12 protein-coding genes are annotated in these 24649 nt (G+C 61.9%); 8 read left to right on the forward strand and 4 right to left on the reverse strand.

The window, feature by feature from the left end; genetic code table 11:
- Positions 1–88 precede the first annotated feature (88 nt).
- From P9875_RS06655 to tldD, 3 genes are all read left to right on the forward strand, one after another.
- A complete protein-coding gene (locus tag P9875_RS06655; RefSeq protein WP_341353819.1) occupies positions 89–4249 on the forward strand; it encodes a YhdP family protein in 4161 nt (1386 codons plus the stop codon).
- A gap of 30 nt (positions 4250–4279) precedes the next feature.
- Positions 4280–5080: a carbon-nitrogen hydrolase family protein gene (locus P9875_RS06660; RefSeq protein ID WP_099400774.1), complete on the forward strand. Its 801-nt coding sequence runs from the start codon at positions 4280–4282 to the stop codon at positions 5078–5080.
- Between the two features lie 157 nt (positions 5081–5237).
- The gene (gene tldD, locus P9875_RS06665) at positions 5238–6698 is read left to right on the forward strand and encodes a metalloprotease TldD (RefSeq protein ID WP_278317893.1); all 1461 of its coding nucleotides are present in this window, start codon (positions 5238–5240) and stop codon (positions 6696–6698) included.
- Positions 6699–6768: 70 nt separating this feature from the next.
- Here the strand turns inward: tldD and P9875_RS06670 are convergent, their stop codons facing one another.
- Positions 6769–9615, reverse strand: coding sequence for a TonB-dependent receptor (locus P9875_RS06670; protein ID WP_278317894.1), 2847 nt, complete (start codon positions 9613–9615; stop codon positions 6769–6771).
- Between the two features lie 498 nt (positions 9616–10113).
- On the opposite strand from P9875_RS06670, the gene aroG reads away from it, so the two are divergent.
- Positions 10114–11178 (forward strand): 3-deoxy-7-phosphoheptulonate synthase AroG, encoded by a 1065-nt coding sequence (gene aroG, locus P9875_RS06675; protein WP_086146852.1) that lies wholly within the window; start codon positions 10114–10116, stop codon positions 11176–11178.
- 79 nt (positions 11179–11257) lie between these two features.
- Here the strand turns inward: aroG and P9875_RS06680 are convergent, their stop codons facing one another.
- The 3 genes from P9875_RS06680 to P9875_RS06690 all read right to left on the reverse strand — a co-directional run bounded on the left by P9875_RS06680 (position 11258) and on the right by P9875_RS06690 (position 20040).
- On the reverse strand, positions 11258–14104 hold the full coding sequence (locus P9875_RS06680; RefSeq protein WP_278317895.1) for a TonB-dependent receptor: 2847 nt from the start codon (positions 14102–14104) through the stop codon (positions 11258–11260).
- Positions 14105–14461: 357 nt separating this feature from the next.
- A complete protein-coding gene (locus P9875_RS06685) occupies positions 14462–17137 on the reverse strand; it encodes a TonB-dependent receptor (protein ID WP_278317896.1) in 2676 nt (891 codons plus the stop codon).
- Between the two features lie 176 nt (positions 17138–17313).
- Positions 17314–20040, reverse strand: a complete 2727-nt coding sequence (locus P9875_RS06690; protein ID WP_278317897.1) for a TonB-dependent receptor — start codon at positions 20038–20040, stop codon at positions 17314–17316.
- 239 nt (positions 20041–20279) lie between these two features.
- On the opposite strand from P9875_RS06690, the gene P9875_RS06695 reads away from it, so the two are divergent.
- The 4 genes from P9875_RS06695 to P9875_RS06710 are packed head-to-tail and all read left to right on the forward strand — an operon-like array spanning position 20280 to position 24640.
- Complete coding sequence (locus tag P9875_RS06695) at positions 20280–20702, forward strand: hypothetical protein (RefSeq protein WP_278317898.1); 423 nt, start codon at positions 20280–20282, stop codon at positions 20700–20702.
- A 19-nt stretch (positions 20703–20721) separates the two neighbouring features.
- Positions 20722–22554 (forward strand): ABC transporter substrate-binding protein, encoded by a 1833-nt coding sequence (locus P9875_RS06700; RefSeq protein WP_278317899.1) that lies wholly within the window; start codon positions 20722–20724, stop codon positions 22552–22554.
- A 28-nt stretch (positions 22555–22582) separates the two neighbouring features.
- On the forward strand, positions 22583–23521 hold the full coding sequence (locus P9875_RS06705; protein ID WP_034782513.1) for an ABC transporter permease: 939 nt from the start codon (positions 22583–22585) through the stop codon (positions 23519–23521).
- A gap of 9 nt (positions 23522–23530) precedes the next feature.
- A complete protein-coding gene (locus tag P9875_RS06710; RefSeq protein ID WP_219311047.1) occupies positions 23531–24640 on the forward strand; it encodes an ABC transporter permease in 1110 nt (369 codons plus the stop codon).
- Positions 24641–24649 lie beyond the last annotated feature (9 nt).

Below are 24649 nucleotides of genomic sequence, written 5' to 3' on the forward strand. Positions count from 1 at the left end.
GCGTACCACGAATGCAGACGATTTTTGCCATTATTTGACGCCGGGCCAGTTTATTAGCTTATTGATGCAAAAACCGCCAGAAGCAAGCGTGACAGAACATGTGCCATTGGCCCTGCGCTGGCAGCGGCTGCGTGCCGCCTATCGCATGGCCAACCTGGCCACCCATCATGTATTGGGTTTTACCATCAAACTGGTGCTGCTGGCGTATTTCGCCTTCGCCGTGCTGTTTTTATTCCTGCGCTACGCCATTCTGCCGAATATCGATTATTACAAGGGCGATATCGAGCGGGCGGCCAGCCGAGCGCTGGGCAACCCTGTCAGCATTGCGCGTATTTATGCCTCGTGGCATGGCGTGCGGCCGAATCTTTTCCTCGGCGACGTGACCCTGCGCGACCAAGCGGGACGCCAGGCGCTGAGTCTGCCGAGCATATCGGCCACCGTGTCGTGGTGGAGCGTGCTCGGTTCCGTGCGTTTTACAACCCTGGAAATCACGCGGCCCGACCTGGACGTGCGGCGCAGCAAGGATGGCAAGCTGTACGTGGCCGGGGTGTTGATCGACAGCACGCAAGGCAGCGATGGCAAGGGCGCCGACTGGCTGCTGTCGCAGCATGACATCATCATTCGCGACGGCAAGGTGCGCTGGACGGATGAAGCGCGCGGCACGCCCGAGCTGGCTTTATCACAGGTCAACGTGTTGCTGCGCAACCGCTGGCGCAGCCACCGGCTGGGCTTGCAAGCCACGCCGCCCGCCAGCCTGGCCGCGCCCATCGATGTGCGCGCTCACTTCACGCACCCGCCTTTCAGTACGCGCATCTCCGACGTGTCGATGTGGAAAGGCGAGCTGTACGCTGACCTGAAAAATGCCGACCTGGCCGCCTGGCGCCGCTACCTCGATTACCCGTTCGAACTGAGCCAGGGCAAGGGCGCCCTGCGCGCCTGGTTGAGCCTGGATCACGCGCGCCTGGCCGGCTTCACGGCCGATGTCGGCTTGACGGATGTGACGGCGCAGCTGGGCGAGCATATCGCGCCGCTCGACCTGTTGTCCGTCAGCGGGCGCATTTCGGCAAAAGAAGAACTGTCGGCGCAGGTGCCGGACGGCAAGCCGACGTTTGGCGCGTATGGGCACCAGGTCGAGTTGACGAATTTCGCGGTGGAAACCCGAGATGGCCTCAGCCTGCCGCCCACGACCCTGTCCGAACGCTTTGTTGCCGCCACCAAACGCAAGCCGGCGCGCACGGAAATCACGGCCAAGTCGCTCGATCTGCACACCCTGGCCGCGCTGGCCGACAAGCTGCCGCTGGGCGAACAGCAGCGCCAGCGCCTCGACGCCCTGGCGCCGCGCGGGCGTTTGCAGGATTTCTCGGCGCAATGGGAAGGCGAGATGGCGACGCCGGCCAGCTACCGTTTGCGCGGCAAGCTCATCGATCTTGGGCTGAATGCGCAGCCGGCGCGCCTGGCTGTGGCGAAGACGGCGACCAGCCCCGCGCAGGCGGCTGCACCGGCTATCCCCGGTTTCGATCATTTGACTGGCAGTCTCGACGCCAGTGACAAGGGCGGCAAGATCGATATCGATGCACAGGGATTGGTATTGCAACTGGCCTCCTATTTGAGTGAGCCCGCCTTGCCGTTCGAACAATTCGAAATGGCGGCACGCTGGGCTTTCCAAGCAGACAATATGCTGCAAGTCGACCTGGACAGGCTTGATTTAAATCAACAAGGCATGCGAGTCGCCTTGCATGGCTCGCAGCGTTTGCCGCTCGACGGCAAGAATCTGGGCCAGGTCGACTTAACGGGCAGCATCGACAATTTCCAGATCAACACCATCGGCCGCTATCTGCCCCTGCAAACGCCGGAGCACCTGCGTCACTGGCTGACGGGCGCGCTGGAAGGCGGCGTGGCGCGCGATGTCAGCCTTCGCCTGCGCGGCGAACTCGAGCATTTCCCCTTCAAGGGCGATACGCCGGCCCAGCGCAATCGCGGCGACTTCCGCGTGGCCGGCAAGATCGAGAATGGCACCCTGAACTATGCGCCCGGCGAGTTTGCGGAAAGCGGCCCGCTGGCCGGCAAGGCGCCCCTGTGGCCGCAGGCGGACAAGATCAAGGGCAGTTTCGTGTTTGAACGGGCGCGCATGGAAATTCGCGGCGACACGGCCACCACGGGCGGCGTGGCCCTGACGAATGTTAAAGCCGTGATCCCCGACCTGACCGTCTTCGACACCCTGCTCGATATTGAAGGCAACGCAGCTGGCCCGATGCAGGAATTTCTCAAGTACGTGACGGCCAGCCCCGTGCTGGGCTGGATCGAGCATTTCACGGATGAAACGACGGCGACGGGCAACGCCAGGCTGGCCCTCAAATTGCACTTGCCGACAGAGCGCATGCTCGAGTCGACCGTGCAGGGCAGCTTGCAGCTGGCGGGCAACGACGTGGTGCTGTTCCACGACATGCCGCCCGTGCTGGGCACGCAGGGCAAGATCGAATTCACTGAAAAGGGCGTCAACCTGAATGGCTTGAACGGCAACCTGCTGGGCGGGCCGCTGGCCATTTCGGGCGGCACGCAGGCGGACGATACCATCCAGGTCAAGATTGCCGGCAACATGACCATCGATGGCTTGCGCAAGACGTATCCGGCGCCCGTGCTGCAGCGCCTGGCAAAACACTTGAGTGGCGGCGCCCGTTACAGCGGCCTGATCACGGCGCGCGATCATCAGGTGGTGGTCAATGTCGAGTCGCCGCTGACGGGCCTGGGCCTGGATTTCCCCGCCCCCCTGAAAAAACCGGCCGGCGACAGCCTGCCCGTGAAATTTACCCTGACGGGCAATGCGGCCAATGGCGCGGGTCTGCGCACGGACGATATCCGCATCGCGCTGGGATCCGGCATCGCTGCGCGCTACCAGCGCCAGAAGCAGGGCAAGGACGCCTGGCGCCTGGTGCGCGGCGGCATCGGCGTGAATGTGCCAGCGCCGGAACCGGACAGCGGCATGATGTTCAACGTCAATATGAAAACCCTGGACGTGGACAGCTGGATCGCCGCCGGCAGCGAGATCGCCGGCAGCGCCACGGTGCCCGCCGACAGCGGCGCCGCCGACGATGCGCCCGATATCGCCCAATATGTGGTGCCGGACATGATGGCGGCCCGTGCCAGCGAATTGATGCTGGGTGAGCGCAAGCTGGAAAACGTGGTGGTGGGCGCCACGCACCAGAAGGATGTGTGGCAAGCCAATATTGATGCGAAACAAGTGTCCGGCTATGTGACGTGGCTGGAAACGCCGTCCGGCCTGGGCAAGATGACGGCGCGCCTGTCGTCGCTGATCATTCCGGAGTCGGCCGCCAACGACGTGAAAAATTTGCTGGAGGGAAAGAGCGGCGCCCAGTCGATTCCTTCGCTCGATATCGTCGCCGAGCAATTTGAACTGTTCAACAAGAAGATCGGCCGGCTGGAGTTGCAAGCCTATAACACCATGGCGGCGGGCGGGCGCGAGTGGCGCGTGGGCAAGCTGCAATTATCGAATGCCGATGGCGCCCTGAGCGGCAATGGCAAATGGGTCATCAAGGATGGGCAAAGCACGACCAGCCTGCGTTTCGGCCTCGATATCGTCGACGCGGGCAAACTGCTCGACCGTTTCGGCTTTGCCGACACGGTGCGCCGCGGCAAAGGCCGCCTGAGCGGCGACATCGCCTGGAACGGCTTGCCGTATTCGCTCGACATTCCCACCCTGTCGGGGCAGATCGAGATGAACGTGGAGTCGGGCCAGTTCCTCAAGCAGGATCCGGGCGCCGCCAAGCTGTTGGGCGTGCTCAGCCTGCAAGCCTTGCCCCGCTTGCTGAAACTCGATTTCCACGACGTGTTTTCCGAAGGCCTGGCCTTCGACGGCATCACGGCCAACGCCAGCATCAAACGCGGCGTCGTGACCACCGACAACCTCAAGATGCATGGCGTGGCGGCCACCGTGCTGATGGATGGCACGGCCGACATCGCCAATGAAACGACGAATCTGCACGTGGTGGTGATCCCGGAATTTAACCTGGGCACGGGGCCGCTCGTCTACGCGCTGGCCGTCAACCCCGTCATCGGCCTGGGTAGTTTCCTGGCGCAATTGTTCCTGCGCGCCCCCGTGATGAAGGCGCTCACCTATCACATGCAGATCGCCGGCCCGTGGAAATCGCCCGTCGTGACCAAGCTCGATGGTGGTAAATTGGATCCCGTCGCCGTGCCTGCCGCCGCAGCCGTGGAGGCCGTGGCGAAATAGGCGAGGCGTTCGAATGGAGAAAAGGTGGCAATGATGCATACAGTCGCAGCAGTACAAATGATTTCCTCGCCATCCGTGGACGACAACCTGGCCACGGCACGGCGTCTGGTGGCGCAGGCCGCCGCCGCTGGCGCGCAACTTGTGGTGCTGCCCGAATACTGGGCCATCATGGGCAAGCAGGAAACGGACAAGCTGGCCCATGCGGAACAGCCCGGCAGCGGCCCCATCCAGGATGGCATGGCGCAGATGGCGCGCCAGCACGGCATCTGGCTGATCGGCGGCACCTTGCCACTGATTTCCGGCGAGGAGGGCAAGGTACTCAATACCACGCTGGTGTACGACCCGCAAGGCGCGCCTGCCGGCCGCTACGACAAGATCCACCTGTTTGGTTTTACGCGCGGCACCGAGTCGTACAACGAATCGCGCACCATCGTGCCGGGCGCGCAGGTGCGCTCGATCGAGACGCCGTTCGGCCGGGTCGGCCTGTCCATCTGCTATGACCTGCGCTTTCCAGAGCTGTACCGCGCCATGGGCGATTGCGCGCTGATCGTCGTGCCGGCCGCGTTTACCCATACGACGGGCAGCGCCCACTGGGAAGTGCTGCTGCGCGCGCGCGCCATCGAAAACCAGTGCTATGTGCTGGCCTCGGCGCAGGGCGGGCTGCATCCGAACGGCCGCCGCACCTGGGGCCACAGTATGCTGATCGACCCGTGGGGCGAAGTGAAAGCCGTGTTGCCCGAAGGCGAGGGCGTGGTGAGCGGCGAGATCGACCTGCTGTTTTTGGCCGGCGTGCGCGAGTCGCTGCCAGCCCTGGCGCACCGCACTATGTGAGGGTACCTGACATAAGCTACTGCGCGTCGCGCTTTGCGGCCTGCGATGCTCACCGTGCTCAAGCACGGCTGCGCTTCTCGGCCACAAATCACTGCCGCTCGCTACGCTTCTGTCAGGTACTGAGAATGAGTTGAATATAATTAGCGAGTGCAAAGTTATGAAGCCATTTGAACCCAATCTGTCCAGCCTGGCCGTGGCGCGCGATATCCTGCTCACGCCGTTTGGCCTGGACGAAGACAAGCTGTTGAAAGCCCTGGGCACGATGTTTACGCACAAGGTCGACTATGCCGACCTGTACTTCCAGTCGACCAGGAGCGAAGGCTGGAGCCTGGAAGAGGGTATCGTCAAGACGGGCAGTTTTTCCATCGACCAGGGCGTGGGCGTGCGCGCCGTGTCTGGCGACAAGACGGCGTTTGCGTACTCCGACGACATTTCCGAGCGGGCCCTGCTGGAAGCGGCGGTGGCCACGCGCACGATTGCGCGCGCCGGCGCCGGCAAAATCAAGATTGCGGGCCAGATGCAGCCGCAGGGTGGACGTTCCTTGTACTTGCCCAACGATCCGCTCGCCTCGCTGGACGCCACGGCCAAGGTGCAATTGCTTGAACGCGTGGAAAAGATGGCGCGGGCGAAAGATCCCCGGGTGGTGCAAGTGATGGCGGGCCTGGCCGGTGAATATGATGTAGTGCTGGTGCTGCGCAGCGACGGCGTGCTGGCGGCCGACATCCGTCCGCTGGTGCGCGTCTCGCTGACCGTGATCGCGGAACAGAATGGCCGCCGCGAAACGGGCTCGGCCGGTGGCGGCGGGCGTTTCAGCTATGACTATTTCAGCGATGCCGTGCTGGAACAATACGCGACGGACGCCGTCAATTCGGCGCTGGTGAACCTGGAAGCGCGCCCGGCGCCTGCCGGCCCCATGACCATCGTGCTGGGCCCTGGCTGGCCCGGCATCCTGCTGCACGAAGCGATCGGCCATGGCCTGGAAGGCGATTTCAACCGCAAGGGTTCGTCCGCATTTTCCGGGTGCATCGGCGAGCGCGTTGCCGCCAAGGGCGTCACCGTGGTCGACGACGGCACCCTGGCGGGCCGGCGCGGTTCCCTGAATATCGATGACGAGGGCAACCCCACGCAGTGCACGACCCTGATCGAGGATGGCATCCTGAAGGGGTACATCCAGGACACCATGAATGCGCGCCTGATGAAGATGCCCGTGACGGGCAATGCGCGCCGCGAATCGTTCGCTCACCTGCCCATGCCGCGCATGACGAACACGTATATGCTGGGTGGCGACAAGGATCCGGGCGAGATCCTCGCATCCGTCAAGAACGGCTTGTATGCCGTCAACTTCGGCGGCGGCCAGGTCGACATCACGAATGGCAAGTTCGTCTTTTCGGCCAGCGAAGCGTACATGATCGAAAACGGCAAGCTCAACTACCCTGTGAAGGGCGCCACCCTGATCGGCAACGGCCCTGACGTGCTCAACCGCGTTTCCATGATCGGCAACGACATGCGCCTGGACTCGGGCGTCGGCGTGTGCGGCAAGGAAGGGCAAAGCGTGCCCGTGGGCGTGGGGCAGCCAACCCTGCGCCTGGACGGTATTACCGTCGGCGGTACGGCGTAAGTGCTGAAGCAGGCATTTCAGGAGCCTGCAGTTCCTGAAATGCCCGGCACGTCCGGTAGTTTGACGCATATCAGAACTTGTATTTCACCCCCGCACTGATAAACCGTCCGGCCGCGCCCGCGTAGTCGAGCGGGTTGTAGCCCGTGGCGCCATAGGTCAGCGGGTCGAGCGGGGCGATCTTGTCGAACAGGTTTTGCACCATCGCAAACACTTCCAGCTTGGGCGTGGCCAGCCAGCGGGCCGTCAGGTCCACCGTGGTGAACGAGGCGATGCGGCAACCGCGCGGCGCGTCCGTGCCATCGGCGAAATGTGTGGCGCAGCCGTCCGGGTCATTCTTGAACAGCACGTTATCGAGCGGCGCGCGGTAGTTGACGTTGGCCGTGACGCGCCAGTTCTGGCGTTCCCAGGTTGCGCCCAGGTTGATGCGGTCGTCCGGCGTGCCCATGCAGTTGGACACGTCGCAATTGCCGTGCGTGCCCGCAAAATCGCGCTGCGTGCCATCCTGTTCCGTGCGCAGCCATTTGTACAAGTGCGTCCATTTCAGGTCGAACACCAGGCTGCCATAGTCGTTGCCCAGGCTGAAGCGCTGGCGCGCGTCGATATCGATGCCGCGCACCGTCGTTTGCGCCGAATTCACATAATTGGCCAGCACGGCCGTGATGGCGCCCGGATCGCCGGCGATGCCGGTAGCCGTCGACGGGTCGCGCGCCACATGGCCTTCGGCGATGGCCGTGTCCGTTTGCTCCTGGTTGATTTCATTCTTGCGGCGGATTTGCCACAGGTCGACGGAAATGCTGGTACGCGGCAGCGGGTCCCAGATGGCGCCCACGGAATAGCTGCGCGAACGCTCGGGCGACAGGTTGGGATTGGGCGAGGTGATGACGGCGATTGCCGCTGGATCGCACGCCACTTCCACACCCAGCGCGCAGCGCAGCGGATCGCTGGCGGTGGAGAATGCTGCAAGGCCGCCGACGCCGTTTTCCGCCGCGCTGGGGGCGCGAAAGCCCTTGGCGAAGGTACCGCGCAGGGCCAGTTCGCGCACGGGTGTCCATTTCACGCCCACTTTCGGCGTGTAGGAATTGCCCACATCGGTGAAATGGTCGGCGCGCAGGGCGCCAGACAGTTCCACGGTCTTCAGCACGGGCGCCAGCACCTCGGCATAGATGGCCGAGGCGTTGCGGCTGCCTTTGTAGGCGGAATAGCCGAGGCCGATGATATTGCCCCGTTCCGTGCCCGTGGTGGGCTTGAGTTCCGTCGATTCGTGGCGGAATTCCGCGCCCACGGCCACGCCCAGGCTGCCGCCGTCGAGCTTGCCCAATTCGCGGCTGGCCTTGAAATCGATCTGCGCGATATGCGTCTTGGCGTCATTCGAGATGCGCGGCGACAGGGCCGCGTATAGCTCGGCGGAATTGAGGCCCGCGTTTTCCGCGATGCGCCACAGGCTGCCGGCTGGCAGGGCCGCATACGCGGGGTTCAGGCTGGCCGCCGCCACACTGGCGGCAGTCGGGTTGAGCAGGGCGAAGGCCACGTCGCGCTGCAGGTAGCCGTCCAGGTCGTTTGACACCTTGTTCTGCGAGTACAGCAGGGCGCTGTCGATATCCCAGCCCGCCACGCTGCCCTTGATGCCGGCGACAAAACGCGTGAAGGTGGAATTGACTTCCGACAGGCGCGGCCCCACGTCGGCCGCCAGGTAGCGCAGCCGCGCCGCCGTGCCGAAATACGGGTTGTCCGGATGGGCTGCGCCCAGCGACACGCCCGCATTGCTGACAGGGCCGCCCGGGTAGCCGACCGAGCCGCTGACCGTCGATGGCGTGGTGGCCGAGTTCGACTTGCTGTGATACAGGTTCAATTCGGCATACGTTTGCAGCGCTGGCGTCAATTGCCAGGCGGCGCGGCCGAAGAAATTGATGTTCTTTTGCTTGGGCTGGATCTGGCCGTATTGTTGGGCGGCATCGGTCAGGCAACCGCCGCCCGGATCACCTTGCGGATGCGTGGTGAAGTTGCCGCAGGCGGCGCCGGGGAAGGTGCGCGTAAAATCCGCGCCGGCCAGGTTGCCGCGGTTGTAGTAGTCGAGCGTGTCGGGATTGCGCACATTGCCGTTGACGGCGCTGCCGGCCGCATTGTTGGTGGTGATGGCCCCCGCGCCGCTCAGCGATTCCTGCGCGCTGAAGCCCAAGTCGCGCAAGTCGCTGCGCCCGATGGCGCCGCGCCCGGCCCGGTTGCGGTTCCAGATGGCGGCCTTTTCGCTGTATTCGAGGTTCAACAGCACGTTGTAGCGGTCGCTGTCGATGTCGCCGAAGCCGTGCGTGATGGCGGCGCGCGCATCGCGCCCGTCCCACTCCTTCGTCTTGCCGTAATTGCCCTTGATGGCCGTGCCCTGGTAGTCGCGCCGCAGGATCACGTTGACGACGCCGGCGATGGCGTCGGAGCCATAGATGGCCGAGGCGCCATCCTTGAGAATTTCCACCCGTTCCACCGCTTCCAGGGGAATGATGTTCAGGTCGGCAAATACTTTCTGGCCATCATCTGCCAGGCCATACGGCGCGACGCGGCGGCCATTCAGCAGCACCAGGGTCGAGGCCGTGCCGAGACCGCGCAGCGACACGCCGGAAGCGCCGGCGGCAAAGCCGTTGCCGAAGGTGGTGGGGACGGAACCCTGGTTGTCGACGGCCAGGGTCTGCAGCAGCTCGGCCACGCTGGACTTGCCCGACTTTTCAATGTCGGCTGCGTTCAGGGTTTGTACGGCAGAAGCCGTTTCTGCTTGTGCGCGGCGGATGTTCGAGCCGGTGATTTCCACGCGGGCAATCGGCGCGGCGTCCTGTGCCAGGACGGGTAGACTCAGCAGCGCACTGGCCAGTGCCAGGCCCAGTCTGGGTGGTGAAAAGGCAGCGGACTGTAGGGATGATGTAGGGATCATGCGGTTCTCCGGAAAGGTCAGGCGGTCAAAGGTCATCGATACGTCCTTGAGTTTTGTCCGTGCGGCGACGCCGGGACTAGATCTAGATCAAGTAGTGCCCCGCTTGTCGTCGATAGAATGGCCGGCGTGGCGTGGTTGCCACGACGAGCACAGCGGTAGGGGCGAACAGGCGGGTATCGGCAGCGCGCAACTTTTTATGCTTTTTTGCGTGTTGTGCAGTGTAAAACGGCGGCGGCATGCGGCTTTGCCAACAAATATGCTTGCCAACCGTTGCAATTTAGGTTTATAGTCGTTCATCACTTACGGATGACTCGCATGTTCGCTCGCCACTTTTTTACCGCTTATTTTTACTTTAGCAATTCCAACCCAAAGGCGGTGGAGTAGCGGTCGGTTCACGTAGCAGCAACACGAGATCCCAGCAAATTCTAAAAAACCGCCACTGATGGCGGTTTTTTTTTACCCAGATGTTTTACCCTTCCTTAAATTTTGGAGAAAATGATGCCCCGCACCGATGATTTGCGTATTCGCGAAATGAAGGAATTGACTCCGCCGTCCCACCTGATCCGCGAATTCGCCTGCTCGGAGCAAGCCGAACAGACCGCCGCCAGCGCCCGCATTGCCCTGCACCGTATCCTGCATGGCCAGGACGACCGCCTGATGGTGGTGATCGGCCCTTGCTCCATCCACGACACCAAGGCGGCGATGGAATATGCGCGCCTGCTCGTCAAGGAGCGCGCGCGTTTCGCCGGCGAACTGGAAATCGTCATGCGCGTCTACTTCGAGAAGCCGCGCACCACGGTGGGCTGGAAGGGCCTGATCAACGACCCGTACATGGACAACAGCTTCCGCATCAACGACGGCTTGCGCATGGCACGTGAGCTGTTGCGCGATATCAATGAGCTGGGCTTGCCGGCCGGCACCGAGTTCCTCGACGTCATCAGCCCGCAATACATCGCCGACCTGATCAGCTGGGGCGCCATCGGCGCACGCACGACGGAGTCGCAGGTGCACCGCGAGCTGGCGTCGGGATTGTCCTGTCCCGTCGGCTTCAAGAATGGCACGGACGGCAATGTGAAAATCGCCGTGGAAGCCATCAAGGCCGCCTCGCAGCCGCACCATTTTCTCTCCGTCACGAAGGGCGGCCACTCGGCCATCGTCTCGACCAATGGCAACGAGGATTGCCACATCATCTTGCGCGGCGGAAAAACCCCGAACTATGACGCGGCCAGCGTGGACGAGGCGTGCAAGGCCATCGCCGCGCAAGGCCTGGCGGCGCGCCTGATGATCGATGCCTCGCATGCGAACAGCTCGAAAAAACCGGAAAACCAGATCCCCGTGTGTGCCGACATCGCCAGCCAGGTGGCAGGCGGCGATGGCCGCATCGTCGGCGTGATGGTGGAATCGCATCTGGTGGCGGGGCGCCAGGATTTAATCCCGGGCAAGGAATTGATCTATGGCCAGTCCGTCACGGATGGTTGCATCGACTGGAGCGCCAGTGTGGCCGTGCTGGAAAACCTGGCCGCGGCCGTGAAGCAGCGCCGCTTGCAGGGCGACGCGGAATAAAATGACGTGCCGCGCAGCATGAAAAAAAGCCCGGAAAGCTAAGCTTTCCGGGCTTTTCAGTTTTCAGCTCACGATGAGCTTAGAACTTGTAGGAACCGCTCAGGTAGAACTGGCGGCCCAGGGCGCTCGAGTACGATGGGTTGTAGCCAATTTGATGCGAACCCGTGTTGCGCAGGGTGAATGGCGGATTGCGGTCGAACAGGTTCAGGATGCCGCCTGTGATTTCCACGTTCTTCAAAGGACGGTAAGCCGTCTGGAAGTCGAAGGTGGTGTAGCTCGGCACTTCCAGCTGGATGCCATAGCATTCGCCAGGGCTGCCGGCGACGATCACGGCGCAATCGTCGACAGTCTGTTCCTTGTCCGTGTAGCCATTGCGGTAGCTGGCGCTCAGCGTATGCGTGAACTTGGCCGTCTCATACGAGGTGGTGGCGCGGATGATGTTGCGGAAGCTGACCTTGTCGTTCGAGCCGTAGCGATTCAGGCTGGTTTCCCACTGATCATCGGTGCCCGGTGTCGTGTAGCGCGAACGCAGCAGGTAGGTACCCATCAGGCGGCTCGTCAGACGGCCGTCCAGCAACTTCATCTTGTGGGTGAAGTCGTAGTCGATACCGCGGTTTTCCACCTTGCCGATGTTAATCGGCAGCAGCTTGATGGCCAGCACGTCGAGGCCCGTCGAGGTGATGTGCTTTGTGGTGAACAGGTTGGCATACTTGGCTGGATTGTTGAAGATCAAGCCTTCGGAAACCGCCGTGACCTGGTCGCGGATTTCCACGTTCCACAGGTCGAACGACATCGACAAGCTATCGATCGGCTCGAACACGGTACCGATGCTCCATTGCTTCGACGTTTCCGGCTTCAGCTCAGGATTGCCGCCCTGGAAGGCTTCGAATTGCTGACGTCCAACGCCACTGCAGTAGCTGGCCAGCGGGTGACCGCCCATGCCGTTCGCTGCCGTCAATGGGCATTGATAGTTACCACCGGTAACGCCCCAGTCTTCCAGCGGACCGGCGATTTCTTGCATGCTGGCGGCGCGGAAGCCGGTGCCGGCAGCGGCGCGGAACATCAGGCTCTTGGTCGCGGAATACTTGCCGCTGACTTTCCAGGTGGTGGCGTTTTCTTTCTTGCCTACCGTTTTGCCCGTCAGTTTGTCGTCGATGGCGCCGATCTGGTCATAACGCAGCGAGCCGGTCACTTCCAGTTTTTTTGAAATCGGCAGCATCAGTTCGGCATACGCGCCCGCATTGTCGCGAGCGTATTCGCTGTCGACTTGCGCATTGTCAAACAGGATTTGCGCCTGCTTAGCGACGTCCGCCTGTTGCATCTTGAACGAAGTGTTGCGGTAGTCTGCGCCCACGCCCAGCATGGCGGTTCCGCCCGGCAGCGAGAACACAGGGCGCGAAGCGCGGCCATCGACGCCCTTCATTTCCACGGTTTGCGTGTTGTAGGTGCCGCTGAAGCCAGTGCCCAGCAGGGCCTGACGCATGGCGTTCGGCATGGCGCCCACAGGGTAGGCGAACGGGTCGATAGTGCCGGCGTCGAGCAGGGCGTTGAACTTGTCGGACAGCGGGAAGCCGCTGACGTAGTCCTGCGTTTGCTTGTTTTTCGAGTACGTCACGGCTGTGTTGATATCCCAGCCGAATGCACTGCCTTCCACGCCACCGACGAGGTGGGTCGCCTTGTTGCCGTAGTCGTACACGCGGTTACCCATTTCGGACAGGCGGTACTTGGCGACGCCGCTCACGGCATTAGCCAGCTGCGACGGGCTCAACTGCGAGGCAATGTATTTGCTGAACAGGGGCGAATCCGGGGAAATGGAGAAATCGGCCGGGTACGGCGCGATGCTGGCCTTGATGCTCGCTTCGGTGTAGGCGAAGTCGTAGAAACCCTGCCAGCCGGTCTTGCCCAACTTGACGGTACCCGAACTGAACAGCGAGTCGCGCTTCGATTCGGGATTGATTTCAATGGTGGACGGCGAGTCGAAATAGCAGTTGCCATCACCGTAGAAGTCCATATTGCTTGGCGCGCACTTGCCGCCATGGGCCAGTGCATACGGATTGGCCAGGTTGACGCTGTCGACGAACGGTTTGTTGGTTTCCGGGTTGATCACCACGTTGCCGTTTGCATCGGTACGGTTGTAGGTGGCAGCGGCATTGGCCGCCGACGAACGCGAGGAACCGTTGATGAATTGCAGCGCCTTGCCGGTCTTCGGATCGTTGAAATTGATGATGCCGCTTTTTGCGAAGCTGCGCTGCGATGCTTTCAGCGATTTTTGTTCGTCATGGCTGGCCGATACGAAGATGCTGTAGCCATCGTCGTCGATGTCGCCGAAGCCCTTGCTGATCGAAATCGAGTTGCTGGCGCCGCCTTTTTCTTCAGGGCGCGAGTACTTGGCATTGATTTCCAGCGGCGAAGCGCCTTTTTTCAGGATGAAGTTGACCACGCCGGCGATGGCGTCGGCGCCATACAGGGCCGAGGCGCCGTCCGTCAGCACTTCCACGCGCTCGATGGCCGACAGGGGGATCGAGTTCAGGTCGATGGTGGTGCCGGAATTGGATGGCGCCAAGCGGCGGCCGTTCAGCAGCACCAGCGTGTAGGCTGCGCCGATATCGTGGATCGAGGCCGTGGTGACGCCGCCGCCGCCGCCGCCCACCGAATCGGCGGCCACGGAGAAGCCCTGCATCGCAGGAATCTGCTGAATGAAATCGGTCACTGTGGTGACGCCGGTTTTCTTGATGTCTTTCTGGTTGAACGACTGCACCGGCAGCGACGCTTCGGAAGCGATGCGCTTGATGCTCGAACCCGTGACTTCCACGCGTTGCATGGTGCCATCTGTTGTTTCTTGCGCATACGCGGCGTGCATGCTCAGGGCCATGCCGCCTGCAAACATCAGGCGCAGCGACCGCGATATTACATTTTCTATCATCATCTGAAATTCCTTGTTATTGTGATAAAGGCGGCAATTATTTTGAAATAACTTGTTGCTCGCCAACAATTTATTTGCCTTTTTACAAATCCACCAATGAAAATTCTGTAAATTTTCAGGGCCCTCATCAAAACATTCACCATTCAGATTGTCAATTTCGTGCGGACTTTTTGGACAAAATGCAACATTTTCCTGTTTTTTTTATAATCCTTCAGCAATAAAGTATCGTGAACCCTTGTCAGTCCTGCTCAGATGCGTAAAATAAAACGGCGCACATCATCGCTGATGGCGCCGCTTTTCTGTCGCTGGCACGCTGTTGCCAGCGCTGCCTGTTTTATCTGTCGACCTGAACTTTTCCCCTTAAAACGTATAGCTGCCGCGCAGGTAATACGCACGCCCGACCGGGTCCGTGTAGCGCGGGTCATAGCCTTTCTGGAACAAGGTGCCCTGGTTCGAGAACGGCGGCTCCCTGTCCAGCAGGTTCTTCACGCCGGCCGTCAGCAGCAAGCCCTTCCACGCATAGCTGCCCGACAGTCCCAGCAGGCTGTACGACGACACATCGTGCCGGTATGGCGGCTCGACCAGGTTCTGGTCCGTGTAGCGCGACTTGAACGATTGCGACAGGGTGGCGCCCCAGTTGCCCTTGCGCCAGTTCAGCGCGGCCGTGTGCTTCCAGCGAAATACCGGGTTGTTGTCGGCATAGCGGCCCACGTTGGCGATGAAGGCGCCATTGCGTTCGTTCTGGTAGTCGTACTTGTGGGTCCACGTGCCATCGACCGTGACGCTGACATCGCCATACACGCCGCGTGCCAGGCGCGCATTCAGGCTGACGTCGATGCCGTCGGTTTTCACTTCACCGATGTTATCGTTCAGGTCGAGAATGGCGTACGGCGAACCATCGGGATTGCGCAGGAACAAGGCCTTGTATTTTTCGTAGTTGCCGAAGATCGATTGCTCGGGCAAGGAGCCAATCTTGTCCTTCAAATGGATGTTCCAGTAGTCGATGGCGACGGTCACTTCTTTGATCGGCTCGAGCACCAGGCCGAAGGCGAAAGTCGTGGATTTTTCCGGTTTCAGGTTTTCATTGCCGCCTTGTAGCTTGAACTGCTGCAAGTCGCAATCGCGCAAGGGATTGGCGCCAGGCTGCGGCACGCCACCGGGGCACAAAATCGGGTCGTCATAGCTGTCGTTGGTATCGTTCTTCGACGGCGGCGCATTCTTTTCAAACAGGGTGGGGGCGCGGAAACCCGTGCTGGCCGAGCCGCGCAGCACCAGCGCGCTGCTGGCCTGGTAGCGCAGGGCCAGCTTCGGATTGGTGGTGCTGCCCACGTCGCTGTAATGGTCGAAACGGGCGGCCAGCTGCACTTCCAGGTCCTTGATCAGCGGTAAGTTGATTTCGCCGAAGACGGCCTGGATGGTGCGCGAGCCGCGCTTCGACAGCGAGCCCGACAAGCCGGAACTGGTGGCCTGGCCGGCGATGTCGCGGTTGACGTTGAAGTCGGCCTTTTCGCGCCGCACTTCGCCGCCCAAAGCGATGGCCAGCGGGCCGCCGGCCAGCTGCATCAGGTCGTGGCTGCCCTTGAGGTCGAAGCCCGTGGTGGTGACCCTGGCGTTCTGCACTTCGCCGCGCAGGGCCGTGCTGTCGAGGTAAGCCTTGCCGGGGGCATCCTGCACCCCAAACGGGTTCAGGATGCCGTTCAGCACGCCAGCGGCAAAGCTCGCATCCTGCACATAGCCGTTGGTAAATTTCTCCGACGACTTGCTGATCGCATGGCTCAGTCCCGTCTTGTAATCCCAGCCCGCCAGTTCGCCTTCCAGCGCCAGCACCAGGCGGTCGGCTTTGCCGGTGGAATCGATTTGCCGCTGGCCTGCCTCGACGGGACGCCAGTTGACGCTCAGCGGCTGTCCCGACAGTCCCGGCTGGGCCGGCACGCCGCCCGCATTGCCCGGATAGTATTTGCTGGTATTGGGCAAGATCAAGCCAATTTGCGGCGGCGGCGCCGTGCGCGCCTTCACCTTGTTTTCCGAATGCAGGTATTCCACCGTGGCCAGGTGGCCGCCGCCCAGCTTGAAGGCGCCCTTGCCGAAGAAGGCCAGCTGTTCCTGCGCTGGCAGGTCGTCGATCTGGCGCGTGTAATCCTGGCGGCAAGTGCCGTTCGCCGGCACGGCCGGCACCGACAGCGGCGGCAGGCAGCCGCTGGCCGCGTACGGATTGCCGGCCAGGCCCTTGCCGCCGTTGGCGGCCGCATCGAAGTAATTGCCGGGGAAGGTCGTGCCGCTGGTAATGGACAGGCCGCGCGAGGGGATGATGCCGGTGGCCGAGAAGGCGCGGTCCTGCGAGGTCAGCACCTCCTGCTTGTGATAGTCGAGCACGCCGAAAATATTGTAGCCGTCCGTGTCGAGCTCGCCAAAGCCCGTCGACAGGTTGAGGCGGTGCTCGTCGCCGCCCTTGTGCTGGGGGGCGATGATTTCGGCCGTGATGTTCGTGACGTTGACGGAGCGCTTGGTGATGAAGTTGATGACGCCGCCGATGGCGTCCGTGCCGTAGATGGCCGAGGCGCCGTCGCGCAGCACTTCGACTCTTTCCAGGGCGGCGATGGGAATGATGTTCAGGTCGACGCTGGCGCCGTCATACGGATGGTTGGCGATGCGCCGGCCATTGAGCAGCACCAGGGTCTTGTCGCCGCCCAGTCCGCGCAAGTCGGCGCTGGCCTGGCCGCCCGTGGGCAAGCCGCTGGTATTGCCGCCGACGGCATTGCCGCTGCCCATGCTCGACGCGTTCGCGGGGATCCTGCCCAGCACTTCCTGGGCCGTCGTCAAGCCCTGTCTGGCGAAATCCTCGGCCTTGAAGATGGACAAGGGCGTCGCCGTTTCCGCGACGAGGCGCTTGATGGAGGAACCGGTGACTTCGACTCTTTGCATGGCGGGCGTGCCGGCTGTGTCGGTGTCCTGCGCCATGGCCGCATGGCCATAAACACCGAGCAAGGCTGCGCACAGCAGGCGCAAGGCAGGGAAGGGACTGCGGGTTGGCATCATCTGACACTCCTGTGGCGTGGGTTTGGCCAAGTGGCCTGCAAGGGAGTTTTACAGGCGCGCGGGAGCTAAGGTTTGCGTTTGCGCAATAGGCATGTGGATGCGTGTCCGCGCGCCACAGTCGGAACAAAAAAAGGCGGTGATTGCTCACCGCCTCGGGTTAGGATGCCTGCGTCAGCTTAGAAGAACTTGTAGCTGGCGCCCAGTTTGAAGTAGCGGCCGATGGCGCCGCTGGCATCCATCGGGTTGTAGCTCATGCCGCCATAGGTCAGCGGGTCGAGCGGGGCGATCTTGTCGGTCACGTTGTTGATCGAGGCAAACAATTGCAACTGTTTGTTGACGTTCCAACGGCTAGACAGGTCGAGCGTGGTGAACGAGGCGAGCTTGCAACCGTTCGGCGCCGGTGTGCCGTCGGCCAGTTTGGAGGAGCAAGGAATGCCCTCAAACTTGATATTCTTCATGTCCGAACGGTAGTTCAGCACGCCGCTGACGTTCCAGTTGCCCAGGTCCCACGAGCCGGTGAGATTGATCTTGTCCTTCGGCGTGCCGGCGCAGTTGGAAGTGTCGCAATTGCCATGCGTGCCGGCGAACTGGTAGCGCACGGTGGACGACTCGGCCCGCACCCACGAGGCGATGTGGGTCCAGGTCAGGCCGAACGTGGCGCGGCCGTAGTCGCCCAGGCGCACGCGCTGCTTGATGTCCAGGTCGATACCCTTGATCTCCGTGAAGCTGGAGTTGCGGTAGGGCGCCTTGGTGATCAGCAAGACGCCCGTGTTCGGCGTGACGACGCCATTGATGGTCAGGTTGCTGTCGGAACGGATGGCGGTCGGCAGGGCGGCCGCTTCGTTGTACGGCAGGGGATTGATCTCGTTTTCGCGCTTGATCTTCCAGCCATCGAGCGACAGGCTGGTATCGTTGAACGGATCCCACACGATGCCCAGGGTGTAGCCCTTGGATTTTTCCGGCTTGAGGCTGGGGTCGCCGACCTTGACGGCCGCCACCTGCAGTTCGCAGTCGCTGGCATTGGCGCCCGGCAGGCGGGTGCCGCCCGGGCAGCGCACGGGATCGCTTACGGTCGCGGTGCCCGTCGATTGCGAATCGGCATTGCTTTCGGCCGGGCCCGGTGCGCGGAAGCCTTCCGAATACGTGCCGCGCACGGCGAAGGTTTTCAGTGGCGTCCACTTGGCGCCCAGTTTCGGCGTGGTCGACGAGAAACGGTCGTATTTGTCGTAACGCAAGGCGCCCGACAGTTCCACCGTTTTGAAGACGGGCGCCAGCACTTCCAGGAACACGGCCGACACCTTGCTGTCACCCTTGGCCGCCACGTAACTGGCGTTGATGGAACCGTCTTCCGTGCCAGTCAGCGATGGATTGTCGAGCTTGTCGCGACGGTGTTCCGCGCCCACTGCCAGGCTCAGGGCGCCGCCCGGCAACTGCATCAGCTCGCGCGAGGCCTTGAAGTCGATGATGTCGAGCTTGGTCGTCGAATCGGAGGTGGCGTTGGTGACCATGGCCGCGTACAGCGAGGCCGGATTCTTGCCTGCCTGTGCACCGATGTAGTAGGGGAAATGCTTGCTGGCCGGACTGGAATCGCCCAGGGCATCCCTGACAACGGCCATGTTCAGCATGTTGCTGTAATCGAGGTGCAGCTTTGATTCCGAATGCGTGTAGCCGGCATCGTAGTCCCAGCCCATGGCATTGCCCTTGACGCCGAGCACGATGCGGTTGAACTCGTTGTTGGCCTGGCGCGTGCTGGGGCCGACGTCGAAAGCCTGGTAGCGCACGCGTACCGGCACGCCGTACGGATTTTGCGGATGGTTGGCGGCCAGCACAATGGTGGTGCCGGCACCGGAACCGTAATTGACGACGCCAGTCGGGCTGGTGGCGTTCGGCGGGAAGGCGACGGTGGGCGTGACCGATGGCGGGATCAGGGTAAAGGCCGTGTCGCGTTTCGAGTAGCCCGCTTCCGCGTATACCTGGGTGTCGGCATTGACTTGCCAGGTGCCGCGCGTGTACAGGTTGACCGATTCGATCTTCGGCTGCATCGAGCGGAACTGGTCGTGGTGCCACACGCAGCCGCCTTTCGGATCTTGCGGTGAAGACACGGACAAGGTGGAGCAGCCGGGCAGGGAGACATAGTTGTTGGTGACGGGGTCGCGGATCAGGCCTGTCGGCGAGGGATTCGCATCGTTGTTGCTGTTGATGTAGCCGCCGGCGAACTGGGTGTTGATCGCATAGCCATACGGGCGCAGGTCGCCCTTGCCTATCCATTTGCGCCCGGCGCGGTCGCTGTTCATCAGCATGTCCGATTTGCTGTATTCGGCATTGACGACGACATTGAATTTATCCGTGTCCAGGTTGCCCTTGCCGAAGGTCAGCGAGGCGCGGTGCTGCTTGGCGTCGCTGTCGCCGGAGATACCCGTGTCGGCCTTCAGGGTCAGGCCTTCGAAGTCCTTGCGCAGGATGATGTTGACGACGCCGGCGATGGCGTCCGCGCCATACGTCGACGAGGCGCCGTCCTTGAGGATTTCGATGCGCTCGACAATCTGCATCGGCACGGTGGACAGGTCGGTAAAGCTCTTCTGGCCGTCATCGGCGCGCGCGAACGGCGCCATGCGGCGGCCATTGAGCAAGACCAGGGTCGATGTGGCGCCCAGGCCGCGCAGCGAGATGGCCGTGGAACCGGCGGCAAAGCCGTTGCCGAAGCCCGTCGGCAGGGAGCCGGCACCGTCGGCGGTCAGGGTTTGCAGGTATTCGGCCACGGTGGCCTTGCCCGATTTCATCAAGTCATCGCGGGTGATGAGTTGTACCGGCGATGCGGTCTCGGCCGTGGCTCGTTTGATGCTCGAGCCTGTAATTTCCACACGTTGCACATTGGCGTCTTGCGCCATTGCCGGCGCAGCCATGATGCCAAGGCTGAGCGCTGCCACGCTACCCGAAAAGATCAGGCGTACGGAGCGGGATATCACTGTTTCCATCATCATTCTCAGAACTCCGAAAGTGTGCTCGGCTGGCCCTTGTGCGGCACAGCTTTGCCAGGGTGATAAAGATTGCTGCGTCGGCAATCGCTGTGGGTCAAACGGCATATCGTGCATTGCCGTGATTGATAAGACCATTTGCCGGGAAACCCTGTCAACGCGCACACATGCTTTTTCGGCATGGAAACAACAGTGTTTTTTATAATATTGACTTGTTTCAATATTTGCAATTATTTCAATGTTGCAGTGCGCCGCATATTTTCCGTACTGCCATAAAAACAGCTGTCATTCGGGGCCGTAAGGGTTACTACCAAGGTATTTTTTCATGGTGGCGGCTGGCTTTTGTTGCGCTGCGGAAGATTTTCCCCGTGATCGGGCGGCCGTGGCTGCGCGCCACGCCAGCACTGCGGCTTTTCGCCCGGCGGACAAAATATGCGTTATCGTTACGCCTTTTTCCAGCGCGCTTGCATGTGGACGGGGCTGGCGATGAGCAAGGCATAGATCTTGCGTGGATGGACTGGTTTTGGCGGTGGAATCCTGTATCCCAGGGGGAAGCCAGTACAAGCGCACCAATGCGGTGCGACAGATAATCGAGATGAAGGGTATTACATGAAGTCACCATGGATGCGGCGCGTGGCGCTGCTCGCCTGCCTGGCCACCCTGCCGCTGGCGGCCGTTGCCGCCGATGCCGCCCCCGCGGGCGCGCCGGTCAAAACCTTGCGCTATATCCTGCCGGCCGCCGAGACGGGTTTCGATCCGGCCACCGCGCGCGACCTGTATTCGAACCACATCACGCAGGCCGTCTTCGACACTCTGTACACCTATGATTACCTGGCGCGCCCCGTGAAGGTGGTGCCCGGCGCGGCCGCCGCCATGCCGGAAGTGTCCGCCGACGGCAAGACCTACACCATCCGCCTGAAAAAAGGCATCCTGTTCACGCCCGACGCCGCGTTTGGCGGCAAGCGCCGCGAACTGACGATGGCCGATTACGTGTATTCGTGGAAACGGCTGTTCGACCCGCGCCTGGCTTCGCCGCACAGCTGGCTGTTCGAAGGCAAGGTGGTGGGCCTCGATGATCTGGCCAAGGAAGCGGCCAAGTCGAACAAGCTCGATTTCAGCAAGAAGGTGGCCGGCCTGGAAATCCTCGACCCGTACACCTTGCGCATCACGCTGACCAAGACCGATTTCAATTTCCCCATGATTCTCGCCTACGTGCCGACGGCCGCCGTGGCGCGCGAAGTGGTGGACAAATACGGCGACGTGAAGGGCGAAGTGGGTTCGAATCCCGTCGGCACCGGCTATTACACCCTCGGTGAGTGGACGCGCGGCAACCGCATCGTCCTGAACCGCAACCCGCAGCACTTGCCGGAAACGTGGAATTTCATGGCCGGCGACGACCCGGACGACCAGCGCATCGTGCGCCAGATGCAGGGTAAACGCATTCCCGCCATCGACCGCATCGAAATTTCCGTGATGATCGAAGACCAGTCGCGCTGGCTGTCGTTCCAGAGCGGCGGCACGGACGTGTTCTGGCTCGACGGCCCGCTGGCGCCGAAAGCGCTGCTCAACGGCAAGCTGCGTCCCGAGCTGGCGGAGAAGGGCGTGCAACTGTCGCGCCTGCTCGATCCCGAGATCAGCTATTACTACTGGAATATGGAAGACCCGACCCTGGGCGGCTTCAGCAAGGAAAAGATCGCCCTGCGCCGCGCCATCGCCATGGCGCACAATATCGACGAGGAAATCCGCATCATCTGGAATGGCCAGGCCAAGCGCCTCGACTATCCGATACCGCCCGGTGTCGTCGGCTACGATCCGCACTACAAATCCCTGCTGCAATACGATCCCGTGCTGGCAAACAAATTGCTGGATAAATTCGGTTACAAGAAGGGCGCCGACGGCTGGCGCACTCTTCCGGACGGCAAGCCGCTGCTGATCCGCTACGCTTCGCGCAACGAAGCCAATGGCGTGCTGCAGGCGGAAATGTGGCGCAAGACCTACAACTCGCTGGGCATCCGCATGGAAAACGACCGCATGATCTTTTCCGACATTTTAAAGACGGAAAAGCAGTGCAAGATGCAGACGCGCACGGCGCCTTGGCTGGCCGACTATCCGGACGGCGACAACTTCATGCAGCTGTTCTACGGCCCGAACACGCACCAGAACAACAATGGCTGCTACCAGGATCCCGAATACGATAAATGGTACGCGGCCAGCCAGGCCATGCCGGCCAGCCCCGAGCGCGACGAGCTGTTCCACAAGATGGCGCGCCGCCTGGAAGTCAATGCGGGCGCCCTGATCGGCTATGCGCGCTACCGCAACATGCTGGCGCAAAAGTCGGTGCAAGGCTACAAGAAGCACCCGATCCTGTTCCAGGAATGGGCGTACATGGATATCGACAGCAGCGGTGCGCCAGTGGCTACTCCGGCTCCCGCCACTAAATAAGCGCAGCTTATAACGACAAGGAATCATTATGTTTGCTTATATCCTGCGCCGCCTGTGGCAGATGCTGCCCACCATGCTGGGCGTGGTCCTGCTGGTGTTTATCCTGTTCAACTGGGTCGGCGGTGACCCCGCCTACATTTTGGCCGGCAAGATGTCGAGTGCCGAAAGCATCGCCAACATCCGCCGCCAGCTCGGGGTCGACCAGCCGTATTACGTGCAACTGTGGATCTTCATCAAGCAGATCGTCACGTTCGACTTCGGCCAGAGCTGGGCCACGGGGGAATCCGTGTCGCACATCATCACCTCGCGCCTGGGGCCGTCGATGATGGTGTTGATTCCGCTGACCGTGCTGGAAACGTTTTTTGGCGTGGCGCTGGCGCTGGCCATCGCGTTTGTCCGCGGTTCGCTGACGGACCGCGCCGTCATGATCGCCTGCACGGTGGGCATGTCGATTTCCATCCTCGTCTACATCATCGTCTTCCAGTACGGCTTCGCCTATAAACTGGGCCTGTTCCCCGTGCAGGGCTGGGGCGACAGCTTCTGGGAAAACCTGCTGCGCTATTCCACCTTGCCTATCCTGATCGGCCTGGCCGTGTCGATTGCGCCGACCCTGCGCCTGTTCCGCACCTTCGTGCTGGACGAGGCGAACCAGGATTACGTGCGCACGGCGCGCGCCAAGGGCCTCAAGGAAGGCCGCATCATGTGGGTGCACGTGCTGCGCAATGCCGGCATTCCCATCATTACCTATGTGATGTCGAACTTGCCGGCCCTGCTGATCGGCGCTTTCCTGCTCGAGCGCTTCTTCGGCATCCCCGGCATCGGGCGTGAAGTGATTCTGGCCGTCGAGCGCAGCGACTTTCCGGTGATCAAGGCGATCACCGTGTATGTTGCCGCCGCCACCATGCTCTTCAACCTGCTCACCGACCTGCTGTACCAGGCGGTCGATCCTCGCGTACAACTGAAGTAGAAAGAGACGATGTCGAAACCTCATACATCGCCCGGCCTGTGGGCCCTGGCGTGGCGCCGTTTGCGCGGCGACAAGATTGCAATGGTATCGCTGGCCGTGGTCGGCGCCTTTTTCCTGCTGGTGCTGGCGTCCGCCAGCGGCCTGGTGGCCTCGAACTGGGAAGACGAAGTGGCCGTCAGCTATGCGCCGCCGACCTTCGTGGGCGCCGACAAGGACGTCGCCGCCGATGGCGCGATGCCCGTGACGGACGAGCGCAGCGCGCCGACGCCCGTCAACGTGCTTGACCCGCTGGCCGACGATATCGCCGAACTGCGCGCCCAGATGGGCAGTAATCCATCGGCCGGCGTCGAGATGTACGGCGTCACCGACCCGCTGGCCGACGACTTGACGGCCTTGCGCGCCGGCATGGGCAAGGCCAAGAAACTCGTCACGCACAAGGCGGCAACCCTGCCGTTCGGCGCCGACAAGTGGGGTCACGACATTCTGCAGAAAACCATCAAGGGCGGCGAAACGTCGATCGTCGTGGGCCTGGTGGCCGCCTTGCTGGCCGTGGTGCTGGGCACGATTTTTGGCGCCGTGTCCGGCTACTTTGGCGGCATGGTCGATGACTTTTTCAACTGGTTCTACAGCATCTTTACCTCGATTCCGTCGATCCTGATGATTCTCACCGTGGCGGCCGTGCTGCAGCAAAAGGGCGTGCTGACCATCGTACTGATCCTGGGGCTGACTGGCTGGACGGGGCCGTACCGTTTGATCCGCGCCGAATACATCAAGCACAAGGCGCGCGAATACGTGATGGCGGCCGACGCGATTGGTGCTTCGCACTGGCGCAAGATGTTTTCTCACATCTTCCCCAACGTGAGCCACGTTGCCTTGGTGCAAATGTCGATTCTGGTCGTGGGCTTCATCAAGGCCGAAGTGATTTTGAGCTTCCTCGGCTTTGGCGTGCCGGTGGGTACCGTCTCGTGGGGCAGCATGCTCAACGAGGCACAAAATGAACTGATCCTGGGCAAATGGTGGCAGCTGACCGCCGCCGCCACGGCGATGGCCGTGCTGGTGACGGCGTTCTCGCTGTTTACCGATGCCTTGCGCGATGCGCTCGACCCCAAAGTGAAATAGGAGTTGCTC

It is taken from the genome of Janthinobacterium rivuli, from assembly GCF_029690045.1.
In the GTDB taxonomy this organism is placed as follows: Bacteria; Pseudomonadota; Gammaproteobacteria; order Burkholderiales; family Burkholderiaceae_D; genus Janthinobacterium; species Janthinobacterium rivuli.

Excerpts from the sequence above, each read along its gene's own strand:
- P9875_RS06660 (WP_099400774.1), top strand. The coding sequence starts at position 4,280 with ATGATGCATACAGTCGCAGCAGTACAAATGATTTCCTCGCCATCCGTG.
- tldD (WP_278317893.1), top strand. The coding sequence starts at position 5,238 with ATGAAGCCATTTGAACCCAATCTGTCCAGCCTGGCCGTGGCGCGCGAT.
- P9875_RS06670 (WP_278317894.1), bottom strand. The coding sequence starts at position 9,615 with ATGATCCCTACATCATCCCTACAGTCCGCTGCCTTTTCACCACCCAGA.
- aroG (WP_086146852.1), top strand. The coding sequence starts at position 10,114 with ATGCCCCGCACCGATGATTTGCGTATTCGCGAAATGAAGGAATTGACT.
- P9875_RS06680 (WP_278317895.1), bottom strand. The coding sequence starts at position 14,104 with ATGATGATAGAAAATGTAATATCGCGGTCGCTGCGCCTGATGTTTGCA.
- P9875_RS06685 (WP_278317896.1), bottom strand. The coding sequence starts at position 17,137 with ATGATGCCAACCCGCAGTCCCTTCCCTGCCTTGCGCCTGCTGTGCGCA.
- P9875_RS06690 (WP_278317897.1), bottom strand. The coding sequence starts at position 20,040 with ATGGCTGCGCCGGCAATGGCGCAAGACGCCAATGTGCAACGTGTGGAA.
- P9875_RS06695 (WP_278317898.1), top strand. The coding sequence starts at position 20,280 with ATGCTTTTTCGGCATGGAAACAACAGTGTTTTTTATAATATTGACTTG.
- P9875_RS06700 (WP_278317899.1), top strand. The coding sequence starts at position 20,722 with ATGAAGTCACCATGGATGCGGCGCGTGGCGCTGCTCGCCTGCCTGGCC.
- P9875_RS06705 (WP_034782513.1), top strand. The coding sequence starts at position 22,583 with ATGTTTGCTTATATCCTGCGCCGCCTGTGGCAGATGCTGCCCACCATG.
- P9875_RS06710 (WP_219311047.1), top strand. The coding sequence starts at position 23,531 with ATGTCGAAACCTCATACATCGCCCGGCCTGTGGGCCCTGGCGTGGCGC.